This window comes from Azospirillum sp. P4_B5, from assembly GCF_056402275.1.
Genome location: NZ_JBFUHT010000016.1, coordinates 69,994 through 96,639 on the forward strand (window position 1 = coordinate 69,994; position 26,646 = coordinate 96,639).

The window sequence follows — 26,646 nt, forward strand, 5'->3', positions numbered from 1 at the left end:
GATCAGATCAGCACCACCGCGGCGATCATCGCCACAATCACCGCATAGAAGAGGATGCGGCGAAGCCGCCGCGACAGCGGCGGCTTGTTGTCGTTCGCGACGGGCTGGCCCTGACGGACCCGCCGCGCCGGAACGATGAACGCAGCCGGGCTGCGGGCGGCTCCGTCGGAGCCACCCGTCCCGATGTGTGCTGTCGGCCGGTTAGCCACGCTCGGCCAGCGGGATGAAGTCCCGCTTGGTCGCGCCGGTGTAGAGCTGACGCGGACGGCCGATCTTCTGGACCGGGTCCTCGATCATCTCCTTCCACTGCGAGATCCAGCCGACGGTGCGCGCCACGGCGAACAGCACGGTGAACATGCTGGTCGGGAAGCCCATCGCCTTCAGGATGATGCCCGAGTAGAAGTCGACGTTCGGGTACAGCTTCTTTTCGACGAAGTACGGGTCCTCAAGGGCAATCTTCTCCAGCTCCATCGCGATGTCGAGGAGCGGCTCGTCCTTGATGCCCAGCTCGGCCAGAACCTCATGGCAGGTCTTGCGCATGACCTGGGCGCGCGGGTCGTAGTTCTTGTAGACCCGGTGGCCGAAGCCCATCAGACGGAAGTTGTCGTTCTTGTCCTTGGCACGGCGGACGATCTCCGGGATGCGATCGACGGAGCCGATCTCCTCCAGCATCTTCAGCACGGCCTCGTTGGCGCCGCCATGGGCCGGACCCCACAGCGAGGCGATGCCGGCGGCGATGCAGGCGAACGGGTTGGCGCCCGACGAACCGGCCAGACGGACGGTCGAGGTGGAAGCGTTCTGCTCGTGGTCGGCGTGCAGGATGAAGATCTTGTCCATGGCCTTGGACAGGACCGGGTTGACCTTGTACGGCTCGCACGGCGTGCCGAAGGTCATGTAGAGGAAGTTCTCGGCGTAGGACAGGTCGTTGCGCGGGTACATGAACGGCTGGCCGACCGAGTACTTGTAGGCCATCGCGGCGATCGCCGGGATCTTGGCGATCAGGCGGTGCGCGGCGATCTTGCGCTGCACCGGGTCCTCGATGTCCGTCGAGTCGTGGTAGAAGGCCGACAGCGCGCCGACGACGCCGCAGAGAACCGCCATCGGGTGGGCGTCGCGGCGGAAGCCGCTGTAGAAGCGGGTCAGCTGCTCGTGCACCATCGAGTGGCCGCGCAGTATGCCCTCGAACTCTTCCTTCTCGGCGGCGTTCGGCAGGTGGTTGTTGAGAAGGAGGAAGCAGACCTCCGGGAAGGTCGCGTGCTCGGCAAGGTCGTCGATGGCATAACCGCGGTGCAGCAGGATACCCTCGTCACCGTCGATGTAGGTGATCTTGGACTCGCAGCTGCCCGTCGAAGTGAAACCCGGATCGTAGGTGAAACAACCGGTCTCGGCGTAGAGCTTGCGGATGTCGATCACGTCCGGACCCGTGCTTCCCTTCATCACGGGCAGGCTGACCTGCTTGCCAGTCCGGTTGTCGATCAGGGTGAAGGTATCGGCCTTGTCCGCGGTTTGGGTCATCTCGGCACGTCCTTATCTTTAGGGTTGGGGCTTAACGCCCTTTTCGAATGCGCGCAGCATAGTTCTATGCCGGGCGGATATCAACGCACGGAAGTTATCCCCGTGCTGCAGTTGCGGCATCCTTCATCCGGGCCAGCGTTTCCGCGCGGCCGAGGAGTTCCGCCACCTCGAAGATGGGCGGCGACACGGTGGAACCGGTGAGCGCCGCGCGCAGCGGCTGGGCGATCTTGCCCAGCTTCTCGCCCCGCTCCTCGGCGAAGGCGCGGACCAGCCCTTCCAGGGTGGCGGCGGTGAAGTCCGCTTCCGCCTCGAAGCGGGCGGCGAGGTCGGTCAGGACGCCGCGGCCCTTCTCGTCCAACAGCGCGGCGGCCTTCTCGTCCATCGCCAGCGGACGGGCGGCGAGGTAGAAGCGGGCGCTCTGCGCCAGATCGACCACGGTGCGGGCGCGCTGCTTCAGCCCGTTCATGGCGCGGGTCAGCAGGTCGCGCTCCGACTCGGTCAGCGCGCGGCCAAGCTCGGCCTCCAGCCGCGGGGCGGCCAGACCCACGAGGCGGGCGTCGTCGGCCTGCCGCATGTAGTGGGCGTTCAGATTCTCCAGCTTGGCGAAGTCGAAGCGCGAGGGGGAGCGCCCGATGCCTTCCAGGTTGAACCACTCCACGGCCTGTTCGGTCGCGATGATCTCGTCGTCGCCGTGCCCCCAGCCGAGCCGCAGCAGGTAGTTGCGGATCGCCTCCGGCAGGTAGCCCATGTCGCGGTAGGCGTCGACGCCGAGCGCGCCGTGGCGCTTCGACAGCTTGGCGCCGTCCGGACCGTGGATCAGCGGGATGTGGCCGAACTCCGGAAGGTCCCAGCCCATGGCGTTGTAGATCTGGATCTGGCGGAAGGTGTTGGTCAGATGGTCGTCGCCGCGGATGACGTGGGTCACGCCCATGTCGTGGTCGTCCACCACCACCGCCAGCAGATAGGTCGGGGTGCCGTCGGCGCGCAGCAGGATCAGGTCGTCGAGCTGGGCGTTCTGCACCGTCACCTCGCCCTGGACGCGGTCCTTCAGGACCGTCTCGCCCTCCTGCGGCGCCTTCAGGCGGATCACCGGCTTCACGCCGGCCGGCGCCTCGGACGGGTCGCGGTCGCGCCAGCGCCCGTCGTAGCGCACCGGCTGGCCGGCGGCCTTCTGGGCGGCGCGCATCTCCTCCAGCTCCTCGGGGCTCGCGTAGCAGTGATAGGCGCGGCCGGCCGCCAGCATCTGCTGCGCCACCTCGGCGTGGCGGTCCTTGCGGGCGAACTGGCTGACCGCGTCGCCGTCCCAGTCGAGGCCGAGCCAGGACAGACCGTCGAGGATGGCGTCCACCGCGGCGTCCGTCGAGCGCTGGCGGTCGGTGTCCTCGATGCGCAACAGGTACGTGCCGCCGTGGTGGCGGGCGTACAGCCAGTTGAACAGCGCGGTGCGGGCGCCGCCGATGTGGAGAAAGCCGGTGGGCGACGGGGCGAAACGGGTGACGACGGTCATGGGTGGCTCAATTCCGGGTTCGGCGCTGCTACAGTGCTGCGGCGGCCGCGCGGCGGCTGCGGCGGTGCGACTGCGGTGGTGCGGTGGTGTAACACATTAACGGCGCCGGAGGCATTTGCCTTGCGCGCATAGGCGACAGTATGGCCCACGGGGTTGAAGAGGGCATGGCCGGGGGTTTGGCGGCGGAGGAGGGCGATGCCGGTCCTGTCCGTCGCGGCGTCGGCGCGCGCCTTTCCGCGGCGGCACTGGAGTGCCTCGCCGCGGAGCGGGAGCGCTGGGCGCTGTGGCTGCCGGTGGGGGCCGGGGCGGGCGTGGCGTTGTATTTCGGCCTGTCCGCCGAGCCCCCGCTCTGGCTGGGGCCGGGCGCTGCGGCGGGCTGTCTGCCTCTGCTGTGGCTGGCGCGGCGGCGTCTGGCGCCGGTCGTCCTGCTGCTGGGGCTGCTGAGCGTCGCTCTGGGCTTCGCCGCGGCGCAACTGCACAGCGTGGCGGCGATGGCGCCGATGCTGACGCGCGAGCTTGGACCGGTGCAGGTGACCGGGCGGGTGCTGGCGGTCGAGCGGCAACCAACCGGCACGCGGCTGATGATCGGGGAACCGACGGTGGAGCGGCTGGCTCCGGAGGCGACACCGGCGCGGGTCCGACTGCATCTGCCGGCCAAGGTGACTCCGCCGGAGGCCGGGACGGTGGTCCAGCTGCGGGCCATGCTCCACCCGCCGGCCGCCCCGGCGGAGCCGGGAGCGTTCGACCTGCAGCGGCGCGCCTATTTCGAAGGCTTCGGCGCGGTCGGCTTCGTCATGGGCGCTCCCGTCGCACAGGAGGCGCCACTGCCCGGTGGCTGGCGCCGGGTGACCGTGGCTTTCGAGCGGGCCCGTGCTGCCATCGCCGAGCGGGTGCGTGCCGTCGTGACCGACCCCGCGGGGGCCAGCGTCACCGCCGCCCTGCTGAACGGCGACGCGGCGGCGATTCCCGAGCCGATGATGGACGCCTTCCGCGACAGCGGGCTGGCGCATCTCCTGTCCATTTCCGGCCTGCATGTGGGCATCGCCGCGGGGATCGTCTTCTGGGTGGTGCGCGCGCTTCTGGCGCTGGTTCCCTGGGTGGCCCTGCGCTGGCCGATCAAGAAGATCGCGGCGCTGGCCGGCATCCTGTCGGCCATCCTCTACACGCTGCTGGTGGGCGCGCCCTTGCCGACGCTGCGGTCGGTGCTGATGACCGGCCTCGTCATGGGCGCGGTCATCGCCGACCGGTCGCCGATCAGCATGCGGCTGGTCGCCTTCGCCGGCATCGTCACCGTCCTGTACGATCCCGAAGGAATGCTGGGGCCGAGCTTCCAGATGTCCTTCGCGGCGGTCGTCGCCCTGATCGCGGCCTTCGAGCGGTTCACGCCCTGGGCGGTGCGTCGGCGGCGCGAGCTGGGCTGGCTCGGCCGAGGAACGATGACGTTGGGCGGCATCGCCTTTTCCAGCGTCGTGGCGACGGTCGCGACGACGCCCTATGGGCTCTACCATTTCCAGCAGGTCGCCTTTTACGGCGTGCTGTCCAACATGGTGGCGATCCCCATCACGACGGTGTGGATCATGCCCTTCAGCCTGCTCTCCTACCTGCTGCTGCCCTTCGGGCTGGAGGGGCCGGCGGTGACGGCGATGAGCTGGGGCGTCCGGCTGGTCATCGAAACGGCGGAGCGAACCGCGGCGCTGCCCGGCGCCACCGCGTTTCTGCCGGCCATGCCCGACGCCGCCATCGCCGCCGTCACGCTGGGCGGTCTGTGGCTGGCGATTTGGACGGGGCGCTGGCGCTGGCTGGGGCTGGTCGCCTTGACCGGTGGACTGGTCGCCCCGGTCTTTGCGTCGCGGCCCGACATTCTGGTGTCGGAGGACGGAAAGCTGATGGCCGTGCGCGGCGCGGAGGGGATTCTCAGCCTCTCCACCGTCAGCGACGGGCGGGTCGCCAACAGCTGGCGGCGGCGTGACGGCATGGAGAAGCCGGAGGAGAAGGGCGGTCAGGATGTCTGGCCGCTCGCCGGGGTCAGTCTGGACGGGCGGTTGCGCTGTGACGCTCTGGGATGCCTCTACCGTGCACAGGGCAAGACGGTGGCGCTGCTGCGCCAGCCGGACGCCTTGCCGGAGGATTGCGCGCTGGCCGATGCGGTGGTGACCGTGGTCCCGTCGCGCGGATGTCGGGCGCCGCTGGTCATCGACCGCTGGCGCCTGCGGCGGGAGGGCGCGCACGCGCTCACCCTGACGGACAAGGGCATCCGCGTCGAGAGCGTGCGTGGCCAGCGTGGCGACCGCCCGTGGACGATGGGAGGAACGCTCTCCGATGGAAAGACCGGGGCGCGCTGAACCGCCGCCCCGGAGCATCCCGCCGTCAGTACTTCCGCACCAGACCGACAAGGCGGCCCTGCACGCGGACGCGGTCGGCGCCGAAGATGCGGGTCTCGTAGGCGGCGTTGGCCGGTTCGAGCGCCACGGTGTTGCCCTTGCGGCGCAGGCGCTTCAGCGTGACCTCGGCGTCGTCCACCAGGGCGACGACGATCGAGCCGTTGTCCGCGCTGTCGCAGCGCTGGATGACCACCGTGTCGTGGTCGAGGATGCCGGCCTCCACCATCGAATCGCCGGCCACCTCAAGCGCGTAGTGGTCGCCCATGCCGAGCATGGCGGCGGGAATGTCAACGAAGGCGGAACCGTCGCGCAGCGCCTCGATGGGCGTGCCCGCGGCGATGCGGCCGTAGAGCGGAAGCTGCACCGATTCGGACGCCGGGTTCGCCTCCCGTCCCGCGAAGCTGAAGTCACCCTTGATGACGTTGGGCTGGAACTTGGCGCGCGGCGGCCGGGTCCGGGCAGTCTCCAGCCCCTCCGGCAGCCGCAGCACCTCCAGCGCGCGGGCGCGGTGGGGCAGGCGGCGGATGAAGCCGCGCTCTTCCAGCCCGGTGATCAGACGGTGGATACCCGACTTGGACTTCAGGTTGAGAGCGTCCTTCATTTCATCGAAGGAAGGGGACACACCGCCCTGTCCGAGCCGCTCGTTGATGAAAAGCAGCAATTCATGCTGCTTGCGCGTGAGCATTTGTGCCTCCCGACCGGTTCCGCACTAGATATGGAACAAAAGCAAAACGTTCCCTTATGTTCTAGTTTGGTTCTTAACCCCCGTCAAGCCCTACGGATGAAATCAATCGCAAATCGACGGACAGGACTCCCAAAGCGATTGCCAAAGGGATTGGGGGTGCAGAATGGATTAAAGCGACAGTACACCGCCGCTCAATGGGATCACCGTCACGCGGTCGCCGGCGGTTGCGGCGGGGGCCTGAGGCTCGCGGACGATCAAAGCGTCGGCTTGGGCCAGCCGGGACATCATCGCGCTGTCCTGGCGCGGGAAGGGGGTGGCGACCGGCTCGCCGTCCGGTCCGATGGACAGCGTGGCGCGCAGGAAATCCGTGCGGTCGTCGTTGGCCCTCAGCGGCGCGCCGAGCCGGACCGTGAGCGTGGTGTTCTCGGCGGGCAGCCCCTGGAGACGGCGAAGGACAGGCACCAGGAACAGCACGGCGGCCACCCCGGTGGACACCGGATTGCCGGGCAGGCCGAGCAGCGGCACGCCGTTCGCCGTCCCGAAAATCAACGGCTTACCGGGCTTCATGGCGACCCGGTAGAAGTCCAGAGACAGCCCGCCCAGCACATCGCGCACATGGTCGTGCTCACCTTGCGAGGCGCCACCCGTGGTCACCAGCAGGTCGCAGCCGGCCGCCCCGACGGCCATGGCGGCGAGATGCTCCGGGTCATCCTTGGCCACGCCGAGATTGTGCGCGACGCCGCCCTGGCTGGCGACCAGTGCGCACAGGCCGATCGCGTTGGAACTGACGATCTGGCTCGGCCCCAGCGGATCGCCGGGCAGGGCGATCTCGTCTCCGGTGGCGAGCACGGCGACCCGCGGGCGGCGGTGGACGCGCAGCCAGGGCAGATTGGCCGCGGCGGCCAGGGCGACGTCGCGGGCGGTGAGCAGCCGTCCCTTGGGAAGGAGGTTCTCTCCGGCGGTGAAGTCCAGACCGGCGGGGCGGATGAAGCGGCCCGCGGGCACGGCGCGCCCGACGCGCACGCGGTCCCCGGCGTCTTCGCAATCCTCCTGCATCACCACGGCGTCGGCCCCGGCGGGCAGTGGGGCGCCGGTGAAGATGCGCACGGCCTCGCCGGCGCCGACCGTTCCGGCGAAGGCGTGGCCGGCCGCGGACTCGCCGATCCGGCGCAGCGTGACCGGCGCATCCGCCGACGCCGGATCGATGTCGGCGGCGCGGACGGCCCAGCCGTCCATGGCGGCGGCGGCGAAAGGCGGCTGGGTCAGCCGGGCGACGGCGGGCTCCGCCAGGACGCGCCCCAGCGCGTCGGGCAGCGGCACCGTCTCCGCCGGCAGGGCGGTGAAGGCGGCGAGAATGCGGGCGCGGGCTTCACCGACCTGCAGCATCAGACCGCGCTCCCCCATTCGCCGCTCTTGCCGCCGGCCTTGTGGAGCAGCTTGACCTCGGTGATGGTCATGCCGCGGTCCACCGCCTTGCACATGTCGTAGACGGTGAGTGCGGCGACCGACACGGCGGTCAGCGCTTCCATCTCCACGCCGGTTTGCCCCCTGAGCTTGCAGGTGGCGGTGATGTCCACGGCGTTGCGCTCGGGGTCGCAGGTCAGGTCCACCTTGACCGAGGTCAGCATCAGCGGGTGGCACAGCGGGATCAGGTCCGGCGTGCGCTTGGCCCCCATGATGCCGGCCAGCCGGGCCACCGACAGCACGTCGCCCTTCTTGACGCCGCCCTGGAGGATGAGCGCCAGCGTTTCCGGCTGCATCAGGACGGAGCCGCGGGCGGTCGCCGTGCGTTCCGTGTCGGCCTTGCCGGACACGTCCACCATCACCGCGCGGCCTTCGGCGTCGAAATGGGTGAAGCCGCTTGCGGGCTGGTCGGTCATAGGGGTTTCTCCATGAACAGGCTCAACGGGTCCGGGCCGTAGGGGCCGAAGGGACCGCGGTCGGCGAAGCCCTGCTTGCGGTAGAGCGCGATGGCCTCGTCCTGATAGACGCCGGTTTCCAGCCGCAGCAGGGACAGGCCGGCGGCGCGGGCCTCGTCCTCGATGCGTTCCAGAAGGCGCCGCCCGATCTGGCCACCGCGCGCGGTCGGCTGGACGAACATCCGCTTGACCTCGCCATAGCCGCCCTCGATGTCGATGCGCATAGCGCCGCAGCCGACCACGGTTCCGGAACGCCGGGCGACAAGGAAGCGGATGTCCGGCTTGGCCAGCGACTGCAGGTCGAGCAGATGGTTGCTCTCGGCTGGGTATAAGTCGCCCAGATAGCGGTCCAACTCCTCGATGAGCTGGACCACCTCGTCCTGGAGCGGGCTTTCACGGGCAATGGTCACGTTCGGCACGGCGTCGCTCCTCCCCATTGCTTTTTTATTTGATATCAGGCGAGCAGGGCGCGGGTGGCCGCGGTCACATCCTCCTGCCGCATCAGCGATTCACCGACCAGGAAACAACACGCGCCCACCGCCGCCATGCGCGACAGGTCCGCCGGGCTGTAGAGACCGCTTTCGGCGACCAGCATGCGGTCGGCGGGCACATGGGCGGCCAGTTCCTCGGTCGTGGCGATGTCGACCGCCAGAGTCTTCAGGTTCCGGTTGTTCACGCCGAGAAGCGGGGTCTTCAGCGCCAGCGCGCGGTCCAGCTCCTCGCGGTTGTGCACCTCGACCAGCACGTCCAGGCCCCAGGCGATGGCGGCGTCCTCGATCTCTGCGGCCTGCGCGTCGCTCAGCGCCGCCATGATGATGAGGATGCAGTCGGCGCCCAGCGCGCGGGATTCGGCGATCTGGTAGGGATCGACCATGAAGTCCTTGCGCAGCACCGGCAGGTCCACCGCGGCGCGGGCGGCCAGCAGATAGTCGTCGCAGCCCTGGAAATAGGGCTCGTCGGTCAGCACCGACAGGCAGGTGGCGCCGCCCTCGCGGTAGGCGCGGGCCAGCGACGGCGGGTCGAAGTCCGGGCGGATCAGCCCTTTGGACGGGCTGGCCTTCTTGATTTCGGCGATCAGACCGTAGCGGCCCCCGTCCACCGTGCGGCGCAGCGCGCGGATGAAGCCGCGCGCCGGGTCGGCGGTGCGGGCGGCGTCCTCCACCGCGGACAGCGGGCGGGCGGACTTGCGGGCTTGGACCAGCGCGCGCTTGTCGTCGCAGATGCGGGTCAGGACGTCGCTCATGGCGCGGCAACCGGTTCGTTGGTAATGGACGAATTCGTGATGGACACGAGGCGCTGGAGCACGGCGCGGGCGGCGCCGCTGTCGATGGCGTGGCGGGCCTGCTCGACGCCCTCCTTCAGGTCGCCGGCCTTGCCCGCCACATGCAGCGCGGCGGCGGCGTTCAGCAGCACGATGTCGCGGTAGGCGCCCTGGACGCCGTCGAACAGCGCGCGGATGGCCTCGGCGTTCACATGGGCGTCGCCGCCCTTCAGAAGCTCCGGCCGGGCGCGGAAGATGCCTGCCTGTTCCGGTTCGATCTCGAACACGGTGACCTCGCCGTCCTTGAGCTGGGCGACGGTGGTCGGGCCGGTCGTGGTGATCTCGTCCAGCCCGTCGGAGCCATGGACGATCCAGGCGGCCTCCGACCCCAGGCGCTTCAGCACGTGGGCCAGCGGCTCCACCCACTGCTTGGCGTAGACGCCGAGGAGCTGGCGCTTGGCGCTGGCCGGGTTGGACAGCGGGCCCAGCAGGTTGAAGATGGTGCGGGTGCCCAGCTCCACGCGGGTCGGGCCGACGTTGCGCATGGCGAGGTGGTGGCGCGGCGCCATCAGGAAGCCGATGCGGGCGTCCCACAGGGCCTTGCGCACCAGACCCATGTCGCAGTCCAGATTGACGCCCAAGGCACCCAGCACGTCGGCGGCGCCCGATTTGGACGACATGGCGCGGTTGCCGTGCTTGGCCACCGGCACGCCGCAGGCGGCGATGACGACCGCCGCGGCGGTGGAGATGTTGTAGGTGCCCGACCCGTCGCCGCCGGTGCCGCAGGTGTCGATGGTGCCGTCCGGCGCCTCCACCGGGATCGCCTTGGCGCGCATGACCCGGGCGGCCCCGGTGATCTCGTCCACCGTCTCGCCGCGCACGCGCAGCGCCATCAGGAAGCCGCCCATCTGCGACGGGGTGGCGTTGCCCGACATGATGATGTCGAAGGCGAGCGAGGCCTCCGCCTCGTTCAGGGCGTTGCCGGCGGCGACATTGGCGAGGATGGCCTTCATGTCGGTCAGGTCGCCGTGCGGCGCGGACGGCGTGCTCATGCGGCGGTCTCCAGCCGGCGGGTCGTGTTCAGGAAATTCTCCAGAATCTTGTGCCCATGCTCGCTCTCGATGCTTTCCGGGTGGAACTGCACGCCGTGGATCGGCAGCTCGCGGTGGGACAGCGCCATGATCAGGCCGCCCTCCGTCTCGCCGGTCACCTCCAGGCAGGCGGGCAGGGTGGCGCGCTCGACGATCAGCGAATGGTAGCGGGTGGCCCGGAAGGGCGAGGGCAGGTCCTTCAGGACGCCGCGTCCCTGGTGGAACATCCGGTCGACCTTGCCGTGCATGGGCACCGGCGCGCGCAGGACCGTGCCGCCGAAGGCCTGCCCGATGGCCTGATGGCCCAGGCACACGCCCAGCAGCGGAACGCCGGCCTTGGCGGCGGCGGCGATCAGCGGCAGGCAGATGCCCGCCTTGTCCGGGTCGCAGGGGCCGGGCGACAGCACGATCCCCTCGGGGCGGAGCGCCATGGCCTCCTCCACCGTCAGGCTGTCGTTGCGGCGGACGTCCAACTCGGCGCCCAGTTCGCCCAGGTAATGGACGAGGTTGTAGGTGAAGCTGTCGTAATTATCGATGAGCAGCAGCATGGGGCGCCCCGGCATCCTTCCGGCCTGTCGTTTCCGGTCCGTCGGTCTCGGGTCATTGTTCCCGGCCCGATCGTCCCAGAACACCGTTCCGGCCTTGTTCCAAGGCGGGTACCCTAGCGGCTGGAGCGGTGGATTTCCAGCCCGTCCGAACCTCGACTCGGCGGAGAATCAGCGGCAGAGGAACTGCGGCGCCGTCGCCGGCTTGTCCAGAACCACGCCGCGCGTGTCGGTCTCCTCGGTGATCTGGCAGCGCCGCACGGTGCGCGGCAGGTCGATGGCCAGCGTGGCCTGCGTCCCGCCGTAGCGGCAGATCAGGAAGACGTTGTAGCGCCGCGCGGCGGGGAAATCCCATTGCCGGATTTCCGAGCGACCCCGCCGCAGGCTGCGGTCCGGCTCCAGCGTTGCCGGGGCGGGGGCCAGGGCGGGAGACGACATCTGCGCCGCCCGGTCGCCCTCCACCAGCGAGACGCCGGCGAAGGCGTGCTGGTCCTTCGCCGGGTAGGGCGACCAGCCGCCGGGCGCCTCCGGCTGGGCCTGCACGGTCAGGTTGGGCGGGCAGCGGACCTCGTTCGCGAGGGCGGGGCCGGCGGTGGCGGCGGCGAGGACCGTCAGGAGGATCAGGGTGCGGAGCATGGCGGTCACAGCATAGTCCCAGCCGGTGGAGGCCTCCACCCCGCTCCGCTGTTGCAGGGACGGAGCGGGGGTGCCACCTTGCGCACAAACCGGAAACCAGGGTTCGAGATTCCTTCCCATGGCCAGAAAATCGCCGCGCAAGCCCCAAAAGGCGGCGGCACGGAAGCCATTGCCGAAAACACCGGCCGCCGCACCCGCACGGCCGGCGCCGGGGCGCGCCGTCTCCCCGATCCTGCTGGCGCTGGCCGGGGTGATCGCGGTCTTCGCAGTGGCGCTCGGCGCGCGCTTCATCATCGGGCGCGACGCACCGGAGACGGGGACCGTGGTCGAGCGGGAGGCGCCGGTCATCGCCCCCGCTTCGCCGATCAAGGCGCCGCCGCCCAAGGTCGCCGAAGCGCCGCCTCCGCCTCCGCCGGTTCGCGAGGCCGAACCCGCTCCGGCGCCCGTTCCCGCGCCGGCTCCGCAGGTGACCGAGGCCCCTACACCCGTTCCGGTCCCCGCACCACCCCCGCCGCCGGCCCTGACGCCGAAGCCGGTGGTGGCGATGCTGCCGCCTCCCGTCGCCCCGCTGGACCCGCCCAAGGTGGCTCCCGGCTCGCCGCTGTGGAAGAAGAACGCGCTGCCCTTCCGCGCCCCGCCGGGCAAGCCGGCCATCGCCATCGTCATCGACGACATGGGCGTGGACCGCAAGCGCTCGAACCGCACGGTGTCGCTGCCGGCGCCGCTGACGCTGGCCTGGCTGCCCTACGCCCACGAGCTGCCGGCCCAGGCCCGCGCCGCCCGCGCCGCCGGGCACGAGCTGATGCTGCATCTTCCCATGGAACCCAGCGGCTCCGCCGATCCGGGGCCGCTGGCGCTGCGCGTGTCGCTCGACAAGGGGGAGATCCTGCGCCGGACCAAGGCGGCGCTGGACAGCTTCGACGGTTATGTCGGAGTGAACAACCACATGGGCAGCCGCTTCACCGCCGACTCGGCAGCCATGGCGCCCGTGCTGGGGGAGATCGCGCGGCGCGGGCTGTTGTGGCTGGACAGCCGGACCACCGCGAAGAGCGCCGGCCTGACCCTCGCGCGGGAACTTCAGATGCCCTTCGCCGGACGCGACATCTTCCTGGACAACGAGATGACCGTGTCGGCGGTGCGCGGACAGCTCGCCAAGACGGAGCAGGTGGCGCGCAAGCAGGGCTACGCCATCGCCATTGGCCACCCGCACGATGCGACAATCGACGCACTGGCCTCCTGGATGCCGGAGGTGCAGAAACGCGGCTTCGTCCTGGTTCCGGTCAGCGCCGTCGTGCGCGCCCATCACACCGGCGGGTGACCGCCGGTCCCGCTTGAGGAGAGTTCCATGGCTGACACCTACAAGGTCGGTGGCATGACCTGCGGCGGCTGCGCCCGCTCCGTCACCAACGCCATCGGCAAGCTGGCGCCGGGCGCCGCCGTGACGGTGGACCTCGACGCCGGCACCGTGGCGGTGGAGGGCGGAGTCGCCCCGGAGACGGTGAAGACGGCCGTGGAAGGCGCCGGCTTCGACTTCGGCGGTCAGGCCGGCTAAAGCGCGTCAGGCGGGACGGCGCAGCCGCCACACCAGCAGGCCGCCCGCCCAGGACAGCGACACCGCCAGGGCGACGCCGAGCGCCGCGAACCGTCCGGCGGGTTCGGCCAGCAGATGGGCGGTGGTCAGCGCCAAAGCGAGGCCGGGGTTGGTCAGAAGCGCGCTGCGCATCGCCGCGGCGACCACGCCGCCGCCCAGGCGGCCGTGCAGGATCACCGTCAGGCTGGTCAGAGCGATGGGGAACACGGCGGCGATGCCGGTGGCCGCCGGGCCGATGCTGTGGCTGAGCGTGGTCACGGTGGCGACTAGCAGGCCGACCAGACCGGCGCGGGCCGGGATGTCGTACCAGCGCGACCGCGCCACCCGGACCGTCTTGTCCTGCGGGATCGGCGCGGACACCGCCCAGGCGGCGATCCCGTAGCAGGCCAGCGTGAGCAGCAGCGCCAGCGGCAGCGTCCAGTCGACGGCGGAGCGCAGGGTGGCCGCCACGACGATCCAGAAGGCCGAACTGGTGACGACCGTCGCGGGCATGCTCCAGAGCGGGGCGATCCGCACCAGAAGCGCCAGATAGAGGACGATCGTCGCGTTCCCGACCATCCCCGACAGGGCGGCGTCGGCGACGAAGCCGTCGCCATGCTCCATCGCGAGCATCACGAAGGCGGGGCCGGTCGAGACGGGAAGAGCGGTGATCATGCCGCCATAGAAGGGGCCGGCCTTCTCCGCCGCCAGCGAGGCGGCGACGACGACCAGGGCCGCGGCCACGATCTTGACGAGCAGCGGCAGCAGCAGCGCATCGAGGGGCATTCGGTCCTTACCGGGCGGAGGTCTCGCGGACGGTTTCCTCCGCGGCGCGGATCAGGGCCATCGACTTGTTGACGGTCTCCTGATACTCGGCCTCCGGATCGCTGTCGGCGACCACGCCGCCGCCGGCCTGCACATACATCATGCCGTCCTTCAGAACGGCGGTGCGCAGCGCGATGCAGGTGTCCATGGCGCCCGACGCGCCGAAATAACCGACGCAGCCGGCGTAGACGCCGCGGCGGGCCTTCTCCAGCTCGTCGATGATCTGCATGGCGCGGACCTTCGGCGCGCCCGACACGGTGCCGGCCGGGAAACCGGCGATCAGCGCGTCCAGCGCGTCATGCTTCGGGTCGAGGTCGCCCTCGACGTTGGAGACGATGTGCATGACGTGGCTGTACAGCTCCACGATCATCTTCTGCGTCACCTTGACGGTGCCGGTGCGCGCCACGCGGCCCACGTCGTTGCGCCCGAGGTCGAGCAGCATCAGATGCTCGGCCAGTTCCTTGGGATCGCTCAGCAGATCCTCGGCGAGCGCTTGGTCCTCCGCCGCCGTGGCGCCGCGCTTGCGGGTGCCGGCGATGGGGCGGACGGTAACCTTGCCGTCGCGCACGCGCACCAGGATCTCCGGGCTGGAGCCGACGACCGACAGTTCGCCGAAGTCGCAGTGGAACAGGAAGGGCGACGGGTTCAGGCGGCGCAGCGTGCGGTACAGCGCCAGCGGCGACGGCTTGAAGGGGAAGCGGATGCGCTGGGACGGCACGACCTGGAAGATGTCGCCGGCCCGGATGTACTCCTTCGCCCGCTCCACGATCGCGTGATACTCCTCGCGCGTCGTGTTGGAGGTCCAGGCGAGCGGCAGCCCGTCCTTGGTCCGCGGCTCCCGCCGGTAGGGCAGGGGGCGCTCCAGATCGGCCACCGCGTCCATCAGCCGCTCGCGGGCGTCGCCATAGGCGGCGTTGCCATCGACGCCCGGCTTCGGCCAGACGGGGGTGACCAGCGTCACCGAATCGGTGTGGCTGTCGAAGATGGCGACGATGCTGGGACGGGACAGGATGGCGTCGGGGATGCCCAGCTCGTCCGGGTTGTCGTCCGGCAGCCGTTCCATCAGCCGGACCATGTCGTAGGTCAGGTAGCCGAACAGGCCGGCAGCCATCGGCGGCAGCGCGTCCGGCAGGTCAATGCGGCTCTCGTTGATGAGGGCGCGCAGCGACTCCAGCGGGGCGGTGTCGATGGACTCGTAGGCGTCGCGGTCGTGCAGGGCGTTGCGGTTCACCTCCGCCCGGTCGCGACGGCAGCGCCACACCAGATCGGGCTTGAAGCCGATCACCGAGTAGCGGTCGCGCCGCGACCCCGCCCCGCGCTCCGCCGACTCGAAGAGGAAGCCGAAGGGCCGCCCGTCGGCCAGCTTCATGTAGGCGGAGACGGGGGTCTCCAGATCGCTGACCAGCGTGGTCCACACCACCTGCGGCTTGCCGGCCTCATAAGCGGTGTGGAAGGCGGCGAATTCCGGCTGAACCTTCACGGGACGGGCCTCGAGTGAGTGGGGCGACTGAGTGTGGTTAGTTGCCGCTGGCGAAGAACTGGTCGATGCGGTTGCGGTGAACCTCGACCGGGTAGCTGTTGCGCAGCGCGTTGCCGAACTGGGCCATGATGTCGCTTTCCAGCCCCTGGGCGACGGTGCTCTCCACGGTCGCCAGCGTGGCGTCGCTGGCCGCCGGGTCCGCCGGGATGATCTCCTTCAGGCGGGCGACGACCTGGCTGTCGGCGGTGGCGCCGGTCACCGTCTCGCCGGGCTTCACCTCGAACAGCTTGCGCACCAGATCGCCCGGCAGGCCCTCGACCGAACGGGCGTCGCGGGTGAAGGGCGTGGTCATGGCGAAGCTGGCGCCGGACTGGCTGGCGACGTCCTGCGCCGCGGCCTCCGAGCCCTGCTTCAGCTTGGCGGCGATGTCCTGGGCCTTCTCGGCGGCCAGCTTGGCGCGCTTGTCGTCCTGCCAGCCGGCGACGGCCTGATCGCGCACCTCGGCCAGCGGCTTGGGCGCGGCCGGCGTCACGCCGTCGACGCGCACGGCGTAGAAGACGTTGTTGGGCGCCTCGGTCAGGTTCGAGGTGGCGCCGGAGGCGAGCTGGAAGGCGGTCTGCACCATGGCGGCGAAGTTCGGGCGGCCGGGGGCGGCGTCCTTACCGTCCGGCGCCTTGCCGCTGCTGTCGACCGCGGCGATCTTGGCGATGGGCAGCGACTGGGCCTGGGCGACCTCCTCCAACGGGGCGCCGCTGGCGAGCTGGTCCTCGACCCGGTTGGCGATGGAGTAGAGCGAATCCATCGCCTTCTCCTTGCGCAGCTCGGCCAGGAGCTGGTCGCGGGCCTCCTCGAAGCTCTTGGTGGCGCCCGGCTGGATGGCGGTGACCGTCAGGACGTGCCAGCCCAGCCCGCTGCGCACCGCGTCGCTGACCGCGCCCTGGGCCAGGGCGAAGGCGGCGTCGCCGATCTCCGGCAGCTCGTTGCGGGTGACGTTGTCGAGCGTGATGACGTCGGTCCCGGCGTCCTTGGCGGCGGCGGTCAGGCCCTTGGTCTTGGCGGCCTCGGCGATCTGCTTGGCCTTCGCCTCGTCGTCGGCCAGAACCATCTCCACCGTGCGGCGCTCCGGCGTGCCGAGTTCGTCGGCGCGCTCGTCGTAGGCGGCGCGCAGCTCGTTGTCGGGGATCTGGATGTCCTTGGCGATCTCGTCGGCGGAGAGCTGGGCGATGCTCAGCGCGCGGTATTCCGGCGCGGTGAAGCGGACCTGATGGTCCTCGTAATAGCGGGTCAGCTCCGCCTCGTCGGGCACGCCGACGTCGCCGATGGCGGCGTTGGGCAGGGTGACCACCTCGGCCACGCGGCGCTCCCCGCGGAAACGGTAGAGGTCCTGGACCAGCGGCTTCGGCGGGGTCACCCCGGCGCCGACCGCACCGGCCACCAGCTCGCGCGCGGTCTCGCGGCGCAGCAGGGCGACGTAGCCGTCCTCGGTCAACTGGTTGTTGCGCAGCACGCTGCGGAACTGGGCCGCGTCGAACTGGTTCTGCGCGTTGCGGAAGGCCGGCTCCTCGGCGATGCGCTGGCGCACCACGTCCGGGCCGACCGAGATCCCGGCGTCGCGCGCCGCCTGATCGTAGAGCGCGCGCTGCACCAGCGCCGACAGCGATTGGTCGAGCAGACCGAACTGGCGCGCCTGCTCCGTCGTCAGGTTGCCGCCCACCATCGGGCGCAGCCGCTCCATCTGGCGGCGGAACTCCTGGTCCAGCTCCGCCCGATCGATCTCCACCTTGCCGACGGAGGCGACGGTGCTGGAGATTCCGCCTGTGCGGATCATGTCGCCGATGCCCCAGGCCGCGAAGCTGACGATGAGGAGCACGAACAGGATCTTGACGACCCACGAACCGGCGTAAGTGCGGATGAACTGAAGCATGGGACCCGAAGTGAGTGCGCAATGGGCGGCCCTGCGGCCGGGGCGGCATCATAGGCACCCCGCGAAAGCCCGGCAACACCCCATTTCCCCCGCGATTCGCCATTGGAAAGAACCCGTTGGACGGGTGGAAATGCCCGGCGCTCCTTGCTAGACAGGGGGCGCACTTTGCCAACGAACACCCGCACCAACAAACGAGAGCCGGAGGACGAAAACGCCATGGCCGCACGCCGCAAACTGATTGCCGGAAACTGGAAGATGAACGGGCTGAAGGCCGACGGGCTGGATCTGGCCTCGGATCTCGCCGGGCGCCTGACGGGGGCCGGGACGGTCGCCTTCGACATGCTGGTGTGCCCGCCCTTCCCGCTGCTGTTCCCGGTGGGCGACGCGATTTCCGGCAGCCCGCTGGCGCTGGGCGCGCAGGACTGCCACGCCAAGACCTCCGGCGCGCACACCGGCGACGTCAGCCCGGCCATGCTGACCGACGCCGGCTGCCGCTACGTCATCCTCGGCCATTCGGAGCGCCGCGCCGACCACGCCGAATCCGACGCGCAGGTCGCCGCCAAGGCCGCCGCCGCCCACAAGGCGGGCCTCGTCGCCATCATCTGCGTCGGCGAGACGGAGGCCCAGCGCGACGCCGGGCAGGCGAACAGCGTCGTTGCCAGCCAGCTCAAGGGCTCGATTCCGGAGGGCGCCACCGCGGCGAACACCGTCATCGCCTATGAGCCGGTCTGGGCCATCGGCACCGGCAAGACCGCGACGCCCGACGACGTCAAGGCGATGCACGCCCACATCCGGGCGGAGCTGGCCGGCAAGACCGCCGATCCCGACGCGGTGCGCGTCCTCTACGGCGGCTCGGTCAAGCCGGGCAACGCGGCGGAACTGATGGCGGTGGAGAATGTGGACGGCGCGCTGGTCGGCGGCGCCGCGCTGAAGGCGGACGATTTCTGGGCGATCGCCACCAGTTGCCGCTAGCATATCGCGCAGGACCGCGTTAAAAACAGTGGGCGCGCGCCACGGGCCCTTGCCAAGGTCCGTGGCGCGCTGTTGGTTTGGGCGGTCCCTGCGGATCGCTCCGGGAAGGGATCAAGGGAACGGGTTGCATGGAATCGGTGCTTCTGGTCATTCACCTGCTGATCGCCCTGGCGCTCGTCGGGGTCATCCTGATCCAGCGTTCGGAAGGCGGCGGTCTCGGCATCGGCGGCGGCAATATGGGGGGTATGATGTCCACCCGCGGCACCGCCAATCTGCTGACGCGGACCACCGGCATCCTGGCGGGCTGCTTCATGGCGACCAGCCTGGTCCTGGCGGTCCTGGCGGGCGCGCACAGGGCGCCGACCTCGATCATCGACACGATGCCGGCCCAGCCCGTCGCCCCGGCGGCCCCCGCCCAGCCGGCCGCGCCGGCGCAGCCCGCTCCGCCGGTCGCCCAGTAACAGCGGACCGGCAAAACGCGACGCGGCTCCGGCCGGGTCGGACGTGAGGCGGCCTCCCCCGAAGCCGCCTCTTTCTTTTGAGGATCGTCGATCTGGGCAGCGCCCGGGGGACGGTCCGAATTCGGGGAACGGATCAGGCTCTGAAGGTCTTCGGACGGACATGACTCGCTACATCTTCATCACCGGTGGCGTCGTTTCCTCGCTGGGCAAAGGTCTGGCGTCGGCGGCGCTTGGGGCGCTTCTCCAGGCGCGCGGCTACAAGGTGCGGCTGCGCAAGCTGGACCCGTACCTGAACGTGGACCCCGGCACGATGAGCCCGTACCAGCACGGCGAGGTCTATGTGACCGACGACGGCGCTGAGACCGACCTCGACCTCGGCCATTACGAGCGCTTCACCGGCGTGGCCGCGCGCCGTGGCGACAACATCACCACGGGCCGCATCTATTCGACCGTGATCGCCAAGGAGCGGCGCGGCGACTATCTGGGCGCGACCGTGCAGGTGATTCCGCACGTCACCGACCAGATCAAGGACTTCATCGGTGCCGACACGACCGACGAGGACTTCATCCTCTGCGAGATCGGCGGCACGGTGGGCGACATCGAGTCGACCCCCTTCCTGGAGGCCATCCGCCAGTTCGGCAACGAGGTCGGTCCGGAGAACGCTCTGTTCATCCACCTGACCCTGCTGCCCTACATCCCGACGGCGGGCGAACTGAAGACCAAGCCGACCCAGCATTCCGTGAAGGAGCTGCTGGGCATGGGCATCCAGGCCAACATCCTGCTCTGCCGCGCCGACCGCCCGATTCCGGACAACGAGCGCCGCAAGATCGCGCTGTTCTGCAACATCCGGCCGGAGCGCGTCATCGCCGCCCTGGACGTCGATTCGATCTATCAGGTGCCGGTCAGCTACCACGAGGAAGGCTTCGACACCCAGGTGCTGGCCTATTTCGGCCTGCCGACTGAGGGCAAGCCGGACCTGTCGCGCTGGACCAGCATCGTCGAGCGCGTGCGCAAGCCGCAGGGCGAGGTGACCATCGCCGTCGTCGGCAAGTACACCAGCCTGCTCGACAGCTACAAGTCGCTGGCCGAGGCGCTGACCCACGGTGGCATCGCCAACAACGTGAAGGTCAAGCTCGACTGGATCGACTCGGAGATCTTCGAGGACGACAGCGCCGTCCAGCGGCTGGAGAATGTCCACGGCATCCTGGTGCCGGGCGGCTTCGGCTCGCGCGGCACGGAAGGCAAGATCCGCGCCGCTCAGTTCGCCCGCGAGCGCAAGGTGCCCTATTTCGGCATCTGCTTCGGCATGCAGATGGCGGTGATCGAATCGGCCCGCAACATGGCCGGCATCGTCGACGCCGGTTCGACCGAGCTGGGCAAGCCGGGCAACCCGGTGGTCGGCCTGATGACCGAATGGATGCGCGGCAACAGCCTGGAGAAGCGTACCGAGGGCACCGATCTCGGCGGCACCATGCGGCTCGGCACCTACCCGGCGAAGCTGGTCCCCGGCAGCAAGGTCGCGGAGGTCTACGGCACCACCGACATCACCGAGCGGCACCGCCACCGCTACGAGGTGAACGTCTATTACAAGGACCGTCTGGAGAAGGTCGGCCTGCTGTTCTCCGGCCTGTCGCCGGACGGCGAGCTGCCCGAGATCGTCGAGATCCCGGACCATCCCTGGTTCATCGGCGTGCAGTTCCACCCGGAACTGAAGTCCAAGCCTTTCGACCCGCACCCGCTCTTCACCTCCTTCATCAAGGCGGCGATCGAGCAGAGCCGGCTGGTCTGATGTGACCATACGGGGGAGGGAGTTCCTCCCCCGCGTGTTCCGGTTCCTGGGTTTCGGTGGGTATAGTGACAGCGGCGGCCGAGCCAACGGTCGCCGCTTTTGCGTTGCGGACCAGGGAAAAACCAAGGGAAGGGACACAACCATGACCGACATCAGCATCCCCGCCGGCGACGGCGGCAGCTTTTCCGCCTATGTGGCCAAGCCGGCTGGCGGCGGACCGGCGCCGGGGCTCGTCGTCATCCAGGAAATCTTCGGGGTCAATCAGGTCATGCGCGACCTGTGCGACGGCTTCGCCGCCCAGGGCTGGCTGGCCGTCTCCCCGGACCTGTTCTGGCGGCAGGAGCCGGGCGTCCAGATCACCGACAAGACCCAGGAGGAATGGAACCGCGCCTTCGCCCTGATGAACGGCATGGACCAGGACAAGGCGGTGGACGACCTCAAGGCCACGCTCGCGTGGCTGCGCCAGAATCCGGATTGCACCGGCAAGGCCGGGTCGGTCGGCTACTGCCTGGGCGGGCGGCTGGCCTACATGATGGCGGCGCGCTCCGACTCCGACGCCAACGTCAGCTATTACGGCGTCGGCCTCGACGGTCTGGCCGGCGAGGCGGTGAGCATCACCAAGCCGCTGCTGATGCACATCGCCGAGAAGGACCAGTTCGTCCCGGCGGAGGCGCGGGAGACCATCCTGGCCGCGGTGAAGGGCAACCCGAACGTCACCGCCCATGTCTACCCCGGCGTCGACCACGCCTTCGCCCGCGCCGGCGGCGCCCATTTCGACGCCGAGACGGCGAATCTCGCCAACGGACGCACGGCAGCCTTCTTCAAGCAGCATCTGGGTTGACGCCATTCCGGTTGACCGGGATCGCCGATATCTGGGAAGGAATGGGCAGCGCGAGGGGGCATCGGCATGCGTCCCCTCGCATTGCTTTTTGGAGAGCACGGGATGACCACCGCCAAGACCGTCCAGATCGGCACCCTGACCATCGCCAACGACCGGCCCTTCACCCTGATCGCCGGGCCGTGCCAGATGGAGAGCCGCGACCACGCGCTGGAGACGGCGGCGGCGCTGGTGGAGATGACCGGCGCGCTGGGCATCGGGCTGATCTACAAGTCGTCTTTCGACAAGGCCAACCGCACCTCGATCAGCACGGCGCGCGGCCTCGGCATGGACAAGGCGCTGCCGATCTTCGCCGAGATCAAGGAGCGGTTCGGTTGCCCGGTGATCACCGACGTGCACGAGGCCGACCAGTGCGCCGCGGTGGCCGAGGTGATGGACGTCCTCCAGATTCCCGCCTTCCTGTGCCGCCAGACCGACCTGCTGATCGCCGCGGCGAAGACGGGCCGGGCGGTCAACGTGAAGAAAGGCCAGTTCCTCGCCCCCTGGGACATGAAGAACGTCGCGGCGAAGCTGGTGGCGTCGGGCAACGACAAGGTGCTGCTGTGCGAGCGCGGCGCCAGCTTCGGCTATAACACGCTGGTTTCGGACATGCGGTCCCTGCCGATCATGGCGGAAACCGGCTTCCCGGTGGTCTTCGACGCCACCCATTCCGTGCAGCAGCCGGGCGGGCAGGGCACCACCTCCGGCGGCCAACGCGAGTTCGTTCCGGTGCTGGCCCGCGCCGCCATCGCCGTGGGCGTCGCCGCCGTCTTCATGGAGACCCATGAAAATCCGGACTGCGCGCCCAGCGACGGCCCGAACATGGTCCCGTTGAAGGACATGCCGGCCCTGCTGGCGCGGCTCCAGGCCTTCGACCGTCTGGCGAAGGCCTGACGAAAGGACAGGTTCGGGAACGGCGTGTCGGTCTCGGCGTTGCCCAGGCACCGTGGGCGCCGCGCTTATGGTGGAGCGCCCGCGGATAAAGCCATGGAGCAACGCCATGAAGCCGATCCGCCTGTGCGCCGTCGCCGCTTTCGCCAGTGTCGGCGCGATGATCGCCGTTCCCGCCCTCGCGCAATCGACCGCGCCGTCCTCATCCACCCACTCGACCACGCCGATGCCGCAGGCCAAGCCGGCCATGCCGCCGGGCACCAGCGGCACCACCACGGCCCCGCCGATGGGCAGCGGGGCGTCCTCGTCCACGGGGGCGGCGAAGGCCAAGGTCATCGACCTCAACACCGCCGGCAAGGATGAGCTTCAGACCTTGCCGGGAGTCGGCGAGGCGCGGTCCGAGGCCATTGTGAAGAACCGCCCCTACCGCTCCAAGGACGAACTGGTCAGCAAGAAGATCGTCCCGCAGAACGTCTACGACGACATCAAGGGCCACATAGCCGCGGTCGGCGGCTCAAAGACCAACGCGTCGGCGACGACCGCTCCGAAGAAATGAGGCCAAACCGGCCCTCTTCACCGAGCGAAGCCGGGAAGGGGGCCGCTCCTAAAGACTGAAGCTGCGGTAGGTGATCGGCACCTCGGCCGTGCCGCCGTCCGTCCCGGTGATATCCGCCAGTCGGCCGTGATGCTCGGACAGGTCGCATACTGGGTCGGTGTTGTCGGCGTTTCCAGTCAGCGCCAGCGCTTGGCAACGGCAGCCGCCCCAGTCGATCTCCTTCTGGTCGCAGCTCCGGCAGGGTTGCGGCATCCAGTCGGTGCCGCGGTAGCGCTGGAAGGCGGCGGAGTTGGCCCAGATGTCGGCCAGGGGGCGCTCCGTCACCCGGTCGAAGGTCATGCCGGGGATCGTCTCGGCGGCGTGGCAGGGCAGAACCGAGCCGCTGGGCGTGACGTTCAGGAATTTGCGGCCCCAGCCGCCCATGCAGGCCTTGGGGCGCTTGGCGTAATAGTCAGGCACAACGTAATCGACGACCAGCCGGCCCTTCAGCTCCGGCAGGCGGGCGCGCACGCGCTCGTCCATGCGGATCAGTTGGTCGCGGGTCGGCATCAGGGCGGCGCGGTTCTTCAGCGCCCAGCCGTAATACTGGACGTTGGCGATCTCGATCCGGCCGGCCTTCAGCTCCAGCGCCATGTCGATGAAGTCGTCCACCCGGTCGATGTTGTGGCGCTGCACGATGGCGTTGACGGTCAGCGCCATGCCGGCGTCGGTGACCGCGCGCGCCACCTCCAGCTTCTTCGGCTGGCCGCCGGGGAAGCCGCTGATGAATTCGGCCTTGGCCGGCACCGTGTCCTGGAAGCCGATCTGCACATGCTGGAGCCCGGCGTCGCGCAGCCGCTCCAGCCGCGTCCGGTCGAGCAGAACCGCCGAGGTGATGAGGTTGGCGTACAGCCCGGCCGCGGTGGCGTGGGCGATCAGCGCCTCCAGATCCTTGCGCGCCGTCGGCTCGCCGCCGGAGAAATGCACCTGGATGATGCCGAGCTCCGCCGCCTCGTCGAGCACGCGGCACCAGGCGGCGGTGTCCAGCTCCCGGCTGGCCGGGTCGAGCGCCAGCGGGTTGGAGCAGTAGGCGCAGCGCAGCGGGCAGCGGTGCGTCAGCTCCGCCAGCAGGGCCAGCGGCGGTTCGAGTCCGGTCGTGGCGCCACAGAAGGTCATCGGTTCAGGAACCCCTTCGTGATCATGTCGCCCAACACTTCCAACACGTCCGCGGCGATCTCCTCACGCGGCGCGTCGAATTGCGCGGCCAGCGTCGCGATGGCTGCGCCCACCGTCACCGGAGGCTGTCCTTCCGGAGACTGTGCAGTGACGGCCCGCACCACCTCCAGCGCCACCTCATCCAGGATCAGCACGCGCTCCGGCCCCAGAAGCTGCCAGTGGCCACGCACCCGGTCCTGGCGGAGCATGACGCCGGGGGCCAGCCGAACCCGGTCCTCCTCGCGCACGCCGTCCGTCATCGCGTGTAGACCGGCGCTTCCATGTCGTCCGGCACGAAGGCGCCGGGCGGGATCAGGCCGGGGGACACATAGGCGTGGTGCAGCGCGTCCAGTTGCGCCCAGAGAAGCTCCGCCTTGTGGCGCAGCGCGGCGATCACCTGCTGCTGCTGCTCCGGCGTGCGGGCGTTGTCGAGCACATATTCGAGCCCGAACTCGACGTCGCGCGGCGCCTCGTCCAGCCGCTTGCGGAAGTAGGACAGGGTGGCGTCGTTGGCGAAGGCGTAATAGGCCTCGAAGCCGGCGATGCGCTCGCGGTGGATGGCCGGGGCGAACAGCTCCGTCAGGGACGAGGCGATGGCCTCCAGCGTCGACTTGCTCGACACAAAGTTGACGTAGGAGTCGACGGCGTAGCGGGTCGCCGGAAGGATGCCCTTCAGCGAGGTAACGTAATCTCGGTCCAGCCCCAGCCCGTCGGTCAGGCGCAGCCAGCGCTCGATCCCGCCGACCTTGCCCTCCTCGCGCTGCCGGCTCTCGCCGATGCCGTCATGGTCGAGCACGCGCTGAATCCAGATCCGGCGCAGCGCCGGATCGTCCATCCGCGCCATCAGGGCCAGATCCTTCTTGGGGATGCAGACCTGATAATAGAAGCGGTTCAGCGCCCAGGCCTGGACCTGCCCGCGCTTCAACTTCCCGCCATGCAGCAGTTTGTGGAAGGGATGCAGGTCGTGGTACTGGCGCTCGCCGATGGCGCGCAGCTCGCGTTCCAGGTCCTCGCGCGACAGCGCTGATGTCATAGCGTGAACTCCATCCCGTCGTGGGCGATCTCCCAACCTTCGGTGGTGGCGGCGGCCCGTTCGGGCGAGTCGTCCAGCAGGGCCGGGTTGGTGTTGTTGATGTGGACGAAGACCTTGCGCCGCACGCCCAGCCCCGTGAAGGCGGCGATGGAGCCGTCCGGGCCGGACATCGCCATGTGGCCCATGCGCTGGCCGGTCTTGCTGCCGGTGCCGGCACGTATCATCTCGTCGTCGGTCCAGGTGGTGCCGTCGAACAGCACCAGCGGCGCCCCGCGCAGCCGGTCGGCCAGCCAGTCCGGCATGGCCGAGCAGCCGGGGATGTAGAAGAATTCCCCGTCGCCGTTGCGGTCGCGGATGCGCAGCGCCACCGTGTCCTCCGCCACCGAGCCGAAGCCGGCGGCGGACGGGTCCTCCAGATAGAGCGCGACCTTGCCGGGCACGGCGAAGGCTTCGATCTCGAAGGGGAAGGGCGTGCCGGCGGCGTCGGCGGGAACCCAGGGGCGGTCCAGCGCCATGGCGCGGCGCGGCGCAAGCTCCGGATTGACCACGCGGAAGACTGCGTTCGCCTCCAGCACGCCGTGCACCCGGTCGGTGGCGTAGACGGCCAGCGGCTGGGCTTCGCGCAGCGTCAGCAGTCCCGCCACATGGTCGATGTCGGCGTTGGTCAGCACCGCCGCGGCGATGGGACTGTGGCGCACAGCGGTCTGCGGGTGCAGCGCCGGGTTGGCGAGAATCTGCTGGCCGATGTCCGGCGATGCGTTCAGCAGCAGCCAACGTCCGTCGCCACCGCTGACGGCGAGCGACGACTGGGTGCGCGGGCGGGCTGCCGGGTCGCCGGAGCGGGCACGGCGGCAGCCGTCGCAGTTGCAGTTCCATTGCGGAAAACCGCCGCCCGCCGCGGAGCCAAGGACGAGGATCGTCAGCATGGTATGCCCTTCCTAATCAGGCGGCCCGAATCAGGCGGCGGTCGTCACGCATGGAAATTGGCCGGCGCTCAGAGGCGGGCGCAGGCGTAGGCGTTGATTTCGGTACCGACGGCGATTTCGACGATCTGGGGCTTGCGCCAGGTCTTCATGGATGGGTCCTCCGCACTTGGATTGGCCTTGGGGTGTGTCCCGCCCGCAGCGGGCGGTCCCCGCTAGCGAACGTTAGAACGCTACGAGTGCTGGACAAGATGGTCTATGCGACTTTGGAAGCAGGTGCGCTGCACAACCGGATAGGGTGCTTCGCCGTCTGGGCGTCTTTCCCCGAGTGTTTGCGCCCCAGCGGCCTTGCATCCCCCATCAGGCAAGGCTATCAAGCCCGCGCGCTTCTTTTTCGCCTGGAAAGATCATCCGCCTGGAAAGATCATCCGGTGGACGCGCGCAACGCGGAGGAAGGACAAACATGAGCGCCATTACCGAAATCCACGCCCGCGAGATCCTCGACAGCCGTGGGAACCCGACCGTCGAGGTGGACGTCCTGCTCGAATCCGGCGCCTTCGGCCGCGCCGCCGTTCCGTCGGGCGCCTCGACCGGCGCGCACGAGGCGGTGG

General features: G+C 69.6%; 29 protein-coding genes and 1 pseudogene. 11 read left to right on the forward strand and 19 right to left on the reverse strand.

Annotated features, from left to right (window positions below):
- Nucleotides 1–2: 2 nt before the first annotated feature.
- The 3 genes from AC1DVI_RS14515 to gltX form a co-directional block, all read right to left on the reverse strand.
- Nucleotides 3–209, reverse strand: coding sequence for a hypothetical protein (locus tag AC1DVI_RS14515; RefSeq protein ID WP_137114360.1), 207 nt, complete (start codon nt 207–209; stop codon nt 3–5).
- Nucleotides 202–1,515, reverse strand: coding sequence for a citrate synthase (gene gltA / locus AC1DVI_RS14520; protein ID WP_059398731.1), 1,314 nt, complete (start codon nt 1,513–1,515; stop codon nt 202–204). Before gltA ends, AC1DVI_RS14515 begins: the two co-directional genes overlap by 8 nt.
- Nucleotides 1,516–1,609: 94 nt before the next feature.
- Complete coding sequence (gltX, locus tag AC1DVI_RS14525; protein ID WP_476958544.1) at nt 1,610–3,022, reverse strand: glutamate--tRNA ligase; 1,413 nt, start codon at nt 3,020–3,022, stop codon at nt 1,610–1,612.
- A gap of 164 nt (nt 3,023–3,186) precedes the next feature.
- Between gltX and AC1DVI_RS14530 the strand changes: the two genes are divergently transcribed.
- The gene (locus AC1DVI_RS14530) at nt 3,187–5,364 is read left to right on the forward strand and encodes a ComEC/Rec2 family competence protein (protein ID WP_476958545.1); all 2,178 of its coding nucleotides are present in this window, start codon (nt 3,187–3,189) and stop codon (nt 5,362–5,364) included.
- Between the two features lie 25 nt (nt 5,365–5,389).
- Here AC1DVI_RS14530 and lexA read toward each other — a convergent pair whose 3' ends face one another.
- The 8 genes from lexA to AC1DVI_RS14570 all read right to left on the reverse strand — a co-directional run bounded on the left by lexA (nt 5,390) and on the right by AC1DVI_RS14570 (nt 11,540).
- Entirely contained in the window at nt 5,390–6,088 is a 699-nt protein-coding gene (lexA, locus tag AC1DVI_RS14535; protein ID WP_476958546.1) for a transcriptional repressor LexA, read from the reverse strand.
- Nucleotides 6,089–6,256: 168 nt separating this feature from the next.
- Nucleotides 6,257–7,474, reverse strand: coding sequence for a molybdopterin molybdotransferase MoeA (locus tag AC1DVI_RS14540; protein WP_476958547.1), 1,218 nt, complete (start codon nt 7,472–7,474; stop codon nt 6,257–6,259).
- Nucleotides 7,474–7,968 (reverse strand): cyclic pyranopterin monophosphate synthase MoaC, encoded by a 495-nt coding sequence (gene moaC, locus AC1DVI_RS14545; RefSeq protein ID WP_476958548.1) that lies wholly within the window; start codon nt 7,966–7,968, stop codon nt 7,474–7,476. The genes AC1DVI_RS14540 and moaC overlap by 1 nt, the downstream gene beginning before the upstream one ends.
- The gene (locus AC1DVI_RS14550; RefSeq protein ID WP_476958549.1) at nt 7,965–8,426 is read right to left on the reverse strand and encodes a GNAT family N-acetyltransferase; all 462 of its coding nucleotides are present in this window, start codon (nt 8,424–8,426) and stop codon (nt 7,965–7,967) included. Before AC1DVI_RS14550 ends, moaC begins: the two co-directional genes overlap by 4 nt.
- 35 nt (nt 8,427–8,461) lie before the next feature.
- Nucleotides 8,462–9,250: an indole-3-glycerol phosphate synthase TrpC gene (trpC, locus tag AC1DVI_RS14555; protein ID WP_476958550.1), complete on the reverse strand. Its 789-nt coding sequence runs from the start codon at nt 9,248–9,250 to the stop codon at nt 8,462–8,464.
- Nucleotides 9,247–10,320 carry an anthranilate phosphoribosyltransferase gene (trpD, locus tag AC1DVI_RS14560; protein WP_476958551.1) on the reverse strand — a complete coding sequence of 358 codons (1,074 nt, stop codon included), beginning with the start codon at nt 10,318–10,320 and terminating at the stop codon, nt 9,247–9,249. The genes trpC and trpD overlap by 4 nt, the downstream gene beginning before the upstream one ends.
- Nucleotides 10,317–10,907 (reverse strand): anthranilate synthase component II, encoded by a 591-nt coding sequence (locus tag AC1DVI_RS14565; RefSeq protein WP_476958552.1) that lies wholly within the window; start codon nt 10,905–10,907, stop codon nt 10,317–10,319. Before AC1DVI_RS14565 ends, trpD begins: the two co-directional genes overlap by 4 nt.
- 168 nt (nt 10,908–11,075) lie before the next feature.
- Complete coding sequence (locus AC1DVI_RS14570; protein WP_476958568.1) at nt 11,076–11,540, reverse strand: STY0301 family protein; 465 nt, start codon at nt 11,538–11,540, stop codon at nt 11,076–11,078.
- 169 nt (nt 11,541–11,709) lie between these two features.
- Here AC1DVI_RS14570 and AC1DVI_RS14575 point away from each other — a divergent pair, with 169 nt between their 5' ends.
- The gene (locus AC1DVI_RS14575; protein WP_476958553.1) at nt 11,710–12,858 is read left to right on the forward strand and encodes a divergent polysaccharide deacetylase family protein; all 1,149 of its coding nucleotides are present in this window, start codon (nt 11,710–11,712) and stop codon (nt 12,856–12,858) included.
- A 27-nt stretch (nt 12,859–12,885) separates the two neighbouring features.
- Nucleotides 12,886–13,092 (forward strand): heavy-metal-associated domain-containing protein, encoded by a 207-nt coding sequence (locus AC1DVI_RS14580; RefSeq protein WP_449226035.1) that lies wholly within the window; start codon nt 12,886–12,888, stop codon nt 13,090–13,092.
- A 6-nt stretch (nt 13,093–13,098) separates the two neighbouring features.
- On the opposite strand, the gene AC1DVI_RS14585 is transcribed toward AC1DVI_RS14580, so the two are convergent.
- Genes AC1DVI_RS14585 through AC1DVI_RS14595 form a run of 3 tightly spaced genes read right to left on the reverse strand, consistent with a single transcriptional unit; the run spans nt 13,099 to nt 17,339 of the window.
- Nucleotides 13,099–13,896: a hypothetical protein gene (locus tag AC1DVI_RS14585; RefSeq protein WP_476958554.1), complete on the reverse strand. Its 798-nt coding sequence runs from the start codon at nt 13,894–13,896 to the stop codon at nt 13,099–13,101.
- A gap of 7 nt (nt 13,897–13,903) precedes the next feature.
- Nucleotides 13,904–15,415: an anthranilate synthase component I gene (gene trpE, locus AC1DVI_RS14590; protein WP_476958555.1), complete on the reverse strand. Its 1,512-nt coding sequence runs from the start codon at nt 15,413–15,415 to the stop codon at nt 13,904–13,906.
- A 37-nt stretch (nt 15,416–15,452) separates the two neighbouring features.
- The gene (locus tag AC1DVI_RS14595) at nt 15,453–17,339 is read right to left on the reverse strand and encodes a SurA N-terminal domain-containing protein (RefSeq protein ID WP_476958556.1); all 1,887 of its coding nucleotides are present in this window, start codon (nt 17,337–17,339) and stop codon (nt 15,453–15,455) included.
- 216 nt (nt 17,340–17,555) lie between these two features.
- On the opposite strand from AC1DVI_RS14595, the gene tpiA reads away from it, so the two are divergent.
- The 6 genes from tpiA (at nt 17,556) to AC1DVI_RS14625 (ending at nt 22,885) form a co-directional block, all read left to right on the forward strand.
- Nucleotides 17,556–18,311: a triose-phosphate isomerase gene (tpiA, locus tag AC1DVI_RS14600; protein ID WP_476958557.1), complete on the forward strand. Its 756-nt coding sequence runs from the start codon at nt 17,556–17,558 to the stop codon at nt 18,309–18,311.
- A gap of 128 nt (nt 18,312–18,439) precedes the next feature.
- Nucleotides 18,440–18,772: a preprotein translocase subunit SecG gene (gene secG / locus AC1DVI_RS14605; RefSeq protein WP_038528272.1), complete on the forward strand. Its 333-nt coding sequence runs from the start codon at nt 18,440–18,442 to the stop codon at nt 18,770–18,772.
- A 160-nt stretch (nt 18,773–18,932) separates the two neighbouring features.
- Nucleotides 18,933–20,561 carry a CTP synthase gene (locus AC1DVI_RS14610; protein ID WP_407824877.1) on the forward strand — a complete coding sequence of 543 codons (1,629 nt, stop codon included), beginning with the start codon at nt 18,933–18,935 and terminating at the stop codon, nt 20,559–20,561.
- A gap of 142 nt (nt 20,562–20,703) precedes the next feature.
- Nucleotides 20,704–21,402 carry a dienelactone hydrolase family protein gene (locus AC1DVI_RS14615; RefSeq protein WP_476958558.1) on the forward strand — a complete coding sequence of 233 codons (699 nt, stop codon included), beginning with the start codon at nt 20,704–20,706 and terminating at the stop codon, nt 21,400–21,402.
- A gap of 102 nt (nt 21,403–21,504) precedes the next feature.
- Complete coding sequence (kdsA, locus tag AC1DVI_RS14620) at nt 21,505–22,332, forward strand: 3-deoxy-8-phosphooctulonate synthase (protein WP_145678189.1); 828 nt, start codon at nt 21,505–21,507, stop codon at nt 22,330–22,332.
- Between the two features lie 106 nt (nt 22,333–22,438).
- The gene (locus AC1DVI_RS14625) at nt 22,439–22,885 is read left to right on the forward strand and encodes a ComEA family DNA-binding protein (RefSeq protein ID WP_476958559.1); all 447 of its coding nucleotides are present in this window, start codon (nt 22,439–22,441) and stop codon (nt 22,883–22,885) included.
- Between the two features lie 48 nt (nt 22,886–22,933).
- On the opposite strand, the gene pqqE is transcribed toward AC1DVI_RS14625, so the two are convergent.
- The 5 genes from pqqE to pqqA all read right to left on the reverse strand — a co-directional run bounded on the left by pqqE (nt 22,934) and on the right by pqqA (nt 26,187).
- Entirely contained in the window at nt 22,934–24,040 is a 1,107-nt protein-coding gene (gene pqqE / locus AC1DVI_RS14630) for a pyrroloquinoline quinone biosynthesis protein PqqE (RefSeq protein ID WP_476958560.1), read from the reverse strand.
- Entirely contained in the window at nt 24,037–24,339 is a 303-nt protein-coding gene (locus tag AC1DVI_RS14635) for a PqqD family peptide modification chaperone (protein ID WP_476958561.1), read from the reverse strand. The genes pqqE and AC1DVI_RS14635 overlap by 4 nt, the downstream gene beginning before the upstream one ends.
- Nucleotides 24,336–25,112: a pyrroloquinoline-quinone synthase PqqC gene (gene pqqC, locus AC1DVI_RS14640; protein ID WP_476958562.1), complete on the reverse strand. Its 777-nt coding sequence runs from the start codon at nt 25,110–25,112 to the stop codon at nt 24,336–24,338. The genes AC1DVI_RS14635 and pqqC overlap by 4 nt, the downstream gene beginning before the upstream one ends.
- Nucleotides 25,109–26,038, reverse strand: a complete 930-nt coding sequence (gene pqqB, locus AC1DVI_RS14645; protein WP_476958563.1) for a pyrroloquinoline quinone biosynthesis protein PqqB — start codon at nt 26,036–26,038, stop codon at nt 25,109–25,111. The genes pqqC and pqqB overlap by 4 nt, the downstream gene beginning before the upstream one ends.
- 68 nt (nt 26,039–26,106) lie before the next feature.
- A complete protein-coding gene (gene pqqA, locus AC1DVI_RS14650; protein ID WP_014240199.1) occupies nt 26,107–26,187 on the reverse strand; it encodes a pyrroloquinoline quinone precursor peptide PqqA in 81 nt (26 codons plus the stop codon).
- An 87-nt stretch (nt 26,188–26,274) separates the two neighbouring features.
- On the opposite strand from pqqA, the gene AC1DVI_RS14655 reads away from it, so the two are divergent.
- Together AC1DVI_RS14655 and eno are read left to right on the forward strand one after the other, a co-directional pair.
- On the forward strand, nt 26,275–26,502 hold the full coding sequence (locus AC1DVI_RS14655; protein WP_476958564.1) for a hypothetical protein: 228 nt from the start codon (nt 26,275–26,277) through the stop codon (nt 26,500–26,502).
- Nucleotides 26,499–26,646 (forward strand): annotated as a pseudogene (gene eno / locus AC1DVI_RS14660) (phosphopyruvate hydratase); the annotation flags it as partial. The gene AC1DVI_RS14655 and the pseudogene eno, both read left to right, overlap by 4 nt.

What these genes read in the sequence shown, in the direction of transcription:
- trpD (WP_476958551.1), bottom strand. Translation starts at nt 10,320, where the DNA reads ATGAGCACGCCGTCCGCGCCGCACGGCGACCTGACCGACATGAAGGCC.
- AC1DVI_RS14615 (WP_476958558.1), top strand. Translation starts at nt 20,704, where the DNA reads ATGACCGACATCAGCATCCCCGCCGGCGACGGCGGCAGCTTTTCCGCC.
- kdsA (WP_145678189.1), top strand. Translation starts at nt 21,505, where the DNA reads ATGACCACCGCCAAGACCGTCCAGATCGGCACCCTGACCATCGCCAAC.
- AC1DVI_RS14580 (WP_449226035.1), top strand. Translation starts at nt 12,886, where the DNA reads ATGGCTGACACCTACAAGGTCGGTGGCATGACCTGCGGCGGCTGCGCC.
- trpC (WP_476958550.1), bottom strand. Translation starts at nt 9,250, where the DNA reads ATGAGCGACGTCCTGACCCGCATCTGCGACGACAAGCGCGCGCTGGTC.
- gltX (WP_476958544.1), bottom strand. Translation starts at nt 3,022, where the DNA reads ATGACCGTCGTCACCCGTTTCGCCCCGTCGCCCACCGGCTTTCTCCAC.
- AC1DVI_RS14540 (WP_476958547.1), bottom strand. Translation starts at nt 7,474, where the DNA reads ATGCTGCAGGTCGGTGAAGCCCGCGCCCGCATTCTCGCCGCCTTCACC.
- secG (WP_038528272.1), top strand. Translation starts at nt 18,440, where the DNA reads ATGGAATCGGTGCTTCTGGTCATTCACCTGCTGATCGCCCTGGCGCTC.
- moaC (WP_476958548.1), bottom strand. Translation starts at nt 7,968, where the DNA reads ATGACCGACCAGCCCGCAAGCGGCTTCACCCATTTCGACGCCGAAGGC.
- AC1DVI_RS14610 (WP_407824877.1), top strand. Translation starts at nt 18,933, where the DNA reads ATGACTCGCTACATCTTCATCACCGGTGGCGTCGTTTCCTCGCTGGGC.
- AC1DVI_RS14635 (WP_476958561.1), bottom strand. Translation starts at nt 24,339, where the DNA reads ATGACGGACGGCGTGCGCGAGGAGGACCGGGTTCGGCTGGCCCCCGGC.
- AC1DVI_RS14565 (WP_476958552.1), bottom strand. Translation starts at nt 10,907, where the DNA reads ATGCTGCTGCTCATCGATAATTACGACAGCTTCACCTACAACCTCGTC.
- pqqA (WP_014240199.1), bottom strand. Translation starts at nt 26,187, where the DNA reads ATGAAGACCTGGCGCAAGCCCCAGATCGTCGAAATCGCCGTCGGTACC.
- AC1DVI_RS14625 (WP_476958559.1), top strand. Translation starts at nt 22,439, where the DNA reads ATGAAGCCGATCCGCCTGTGCGCCGTCGCCGCTTTCGCCAGTGTCGGC.
- lexA (WP_476958546.1), bottom strand. Translation starts at nt 6,088, where the DNA reads ATGCTCACGCGCAAGCAGCATGAATTGCTGCTTTTCATCAACGAGCGG.
- pqqC (WP_476958562.1), bottom strand. Translation starts at nt 25,112, where the DNA reads ATGACATCAGCGCTGTCGCGCGAGGACCTGGAACGCGAGCTGCGCGCC.
- AC1DVI_RS14570 (WP_476958568.1), bottom strand. Translation starts at nt 11,540, where the DNA reads ATGCTCCGCACCCTGATCCTCCTGACGGTCCTCGCCGCCGCCACCGCC.
- AC1DVI_RS14530 (WP_476958545.1), top strand. Translation starts at nt 3,187, where the DNA reads ATGGCCGGGGGTTTGGCGGCGGAGGAGGGCGATGCCGGTCCTGTCCGT.
- pqqE (WP_476958560.1), bottom strand. Translation starts at nt 24,040, where the DNA reads ATGACCTTCTGTGGCGCCACGACCGGACTCGAACCGCCGCTGGCCCTG.
- tpiA (WP_476958557.1), top strand. Translation starts at nt 17,556, where the DNA reads ATGGCCGCACGCCGCAAACTGATTGCCGGAAACTGGAAGATGAACGGG.
- AC1DVI_RS14595 (WP_476958556.1), bottom strand. Translation starts at nt 17,339, where the DNA reads ATGCTTCAGTTCATCCGCACTTACGCCGGTTCGTGGGTCGTCAAGATC.
- gltA (WP_059398731.1), bottom strand. Translation starts at nt 1,515, where the DNA reads ATGACCCAAACCGCGGACAAGGCCGATACCTTCACCCTGATCGACAAC.
- AC1DVI_RS14585 (WP_476958554.1), bottom strand. Translation starts at nt 13,896, where the DNA reads ATGCCCCTCGATGCGCTGCTGCTGCCGCTGCTCGTCAAGATCGTGGCC.
- pqqB (WP_476958563.1), bottom strand. Translation starts at nt 26,038, where the DNA reads ATGCTGACGATCCTCGTCCTTGGCTCCGCGGCGGGCGGCGGTTTTCCG.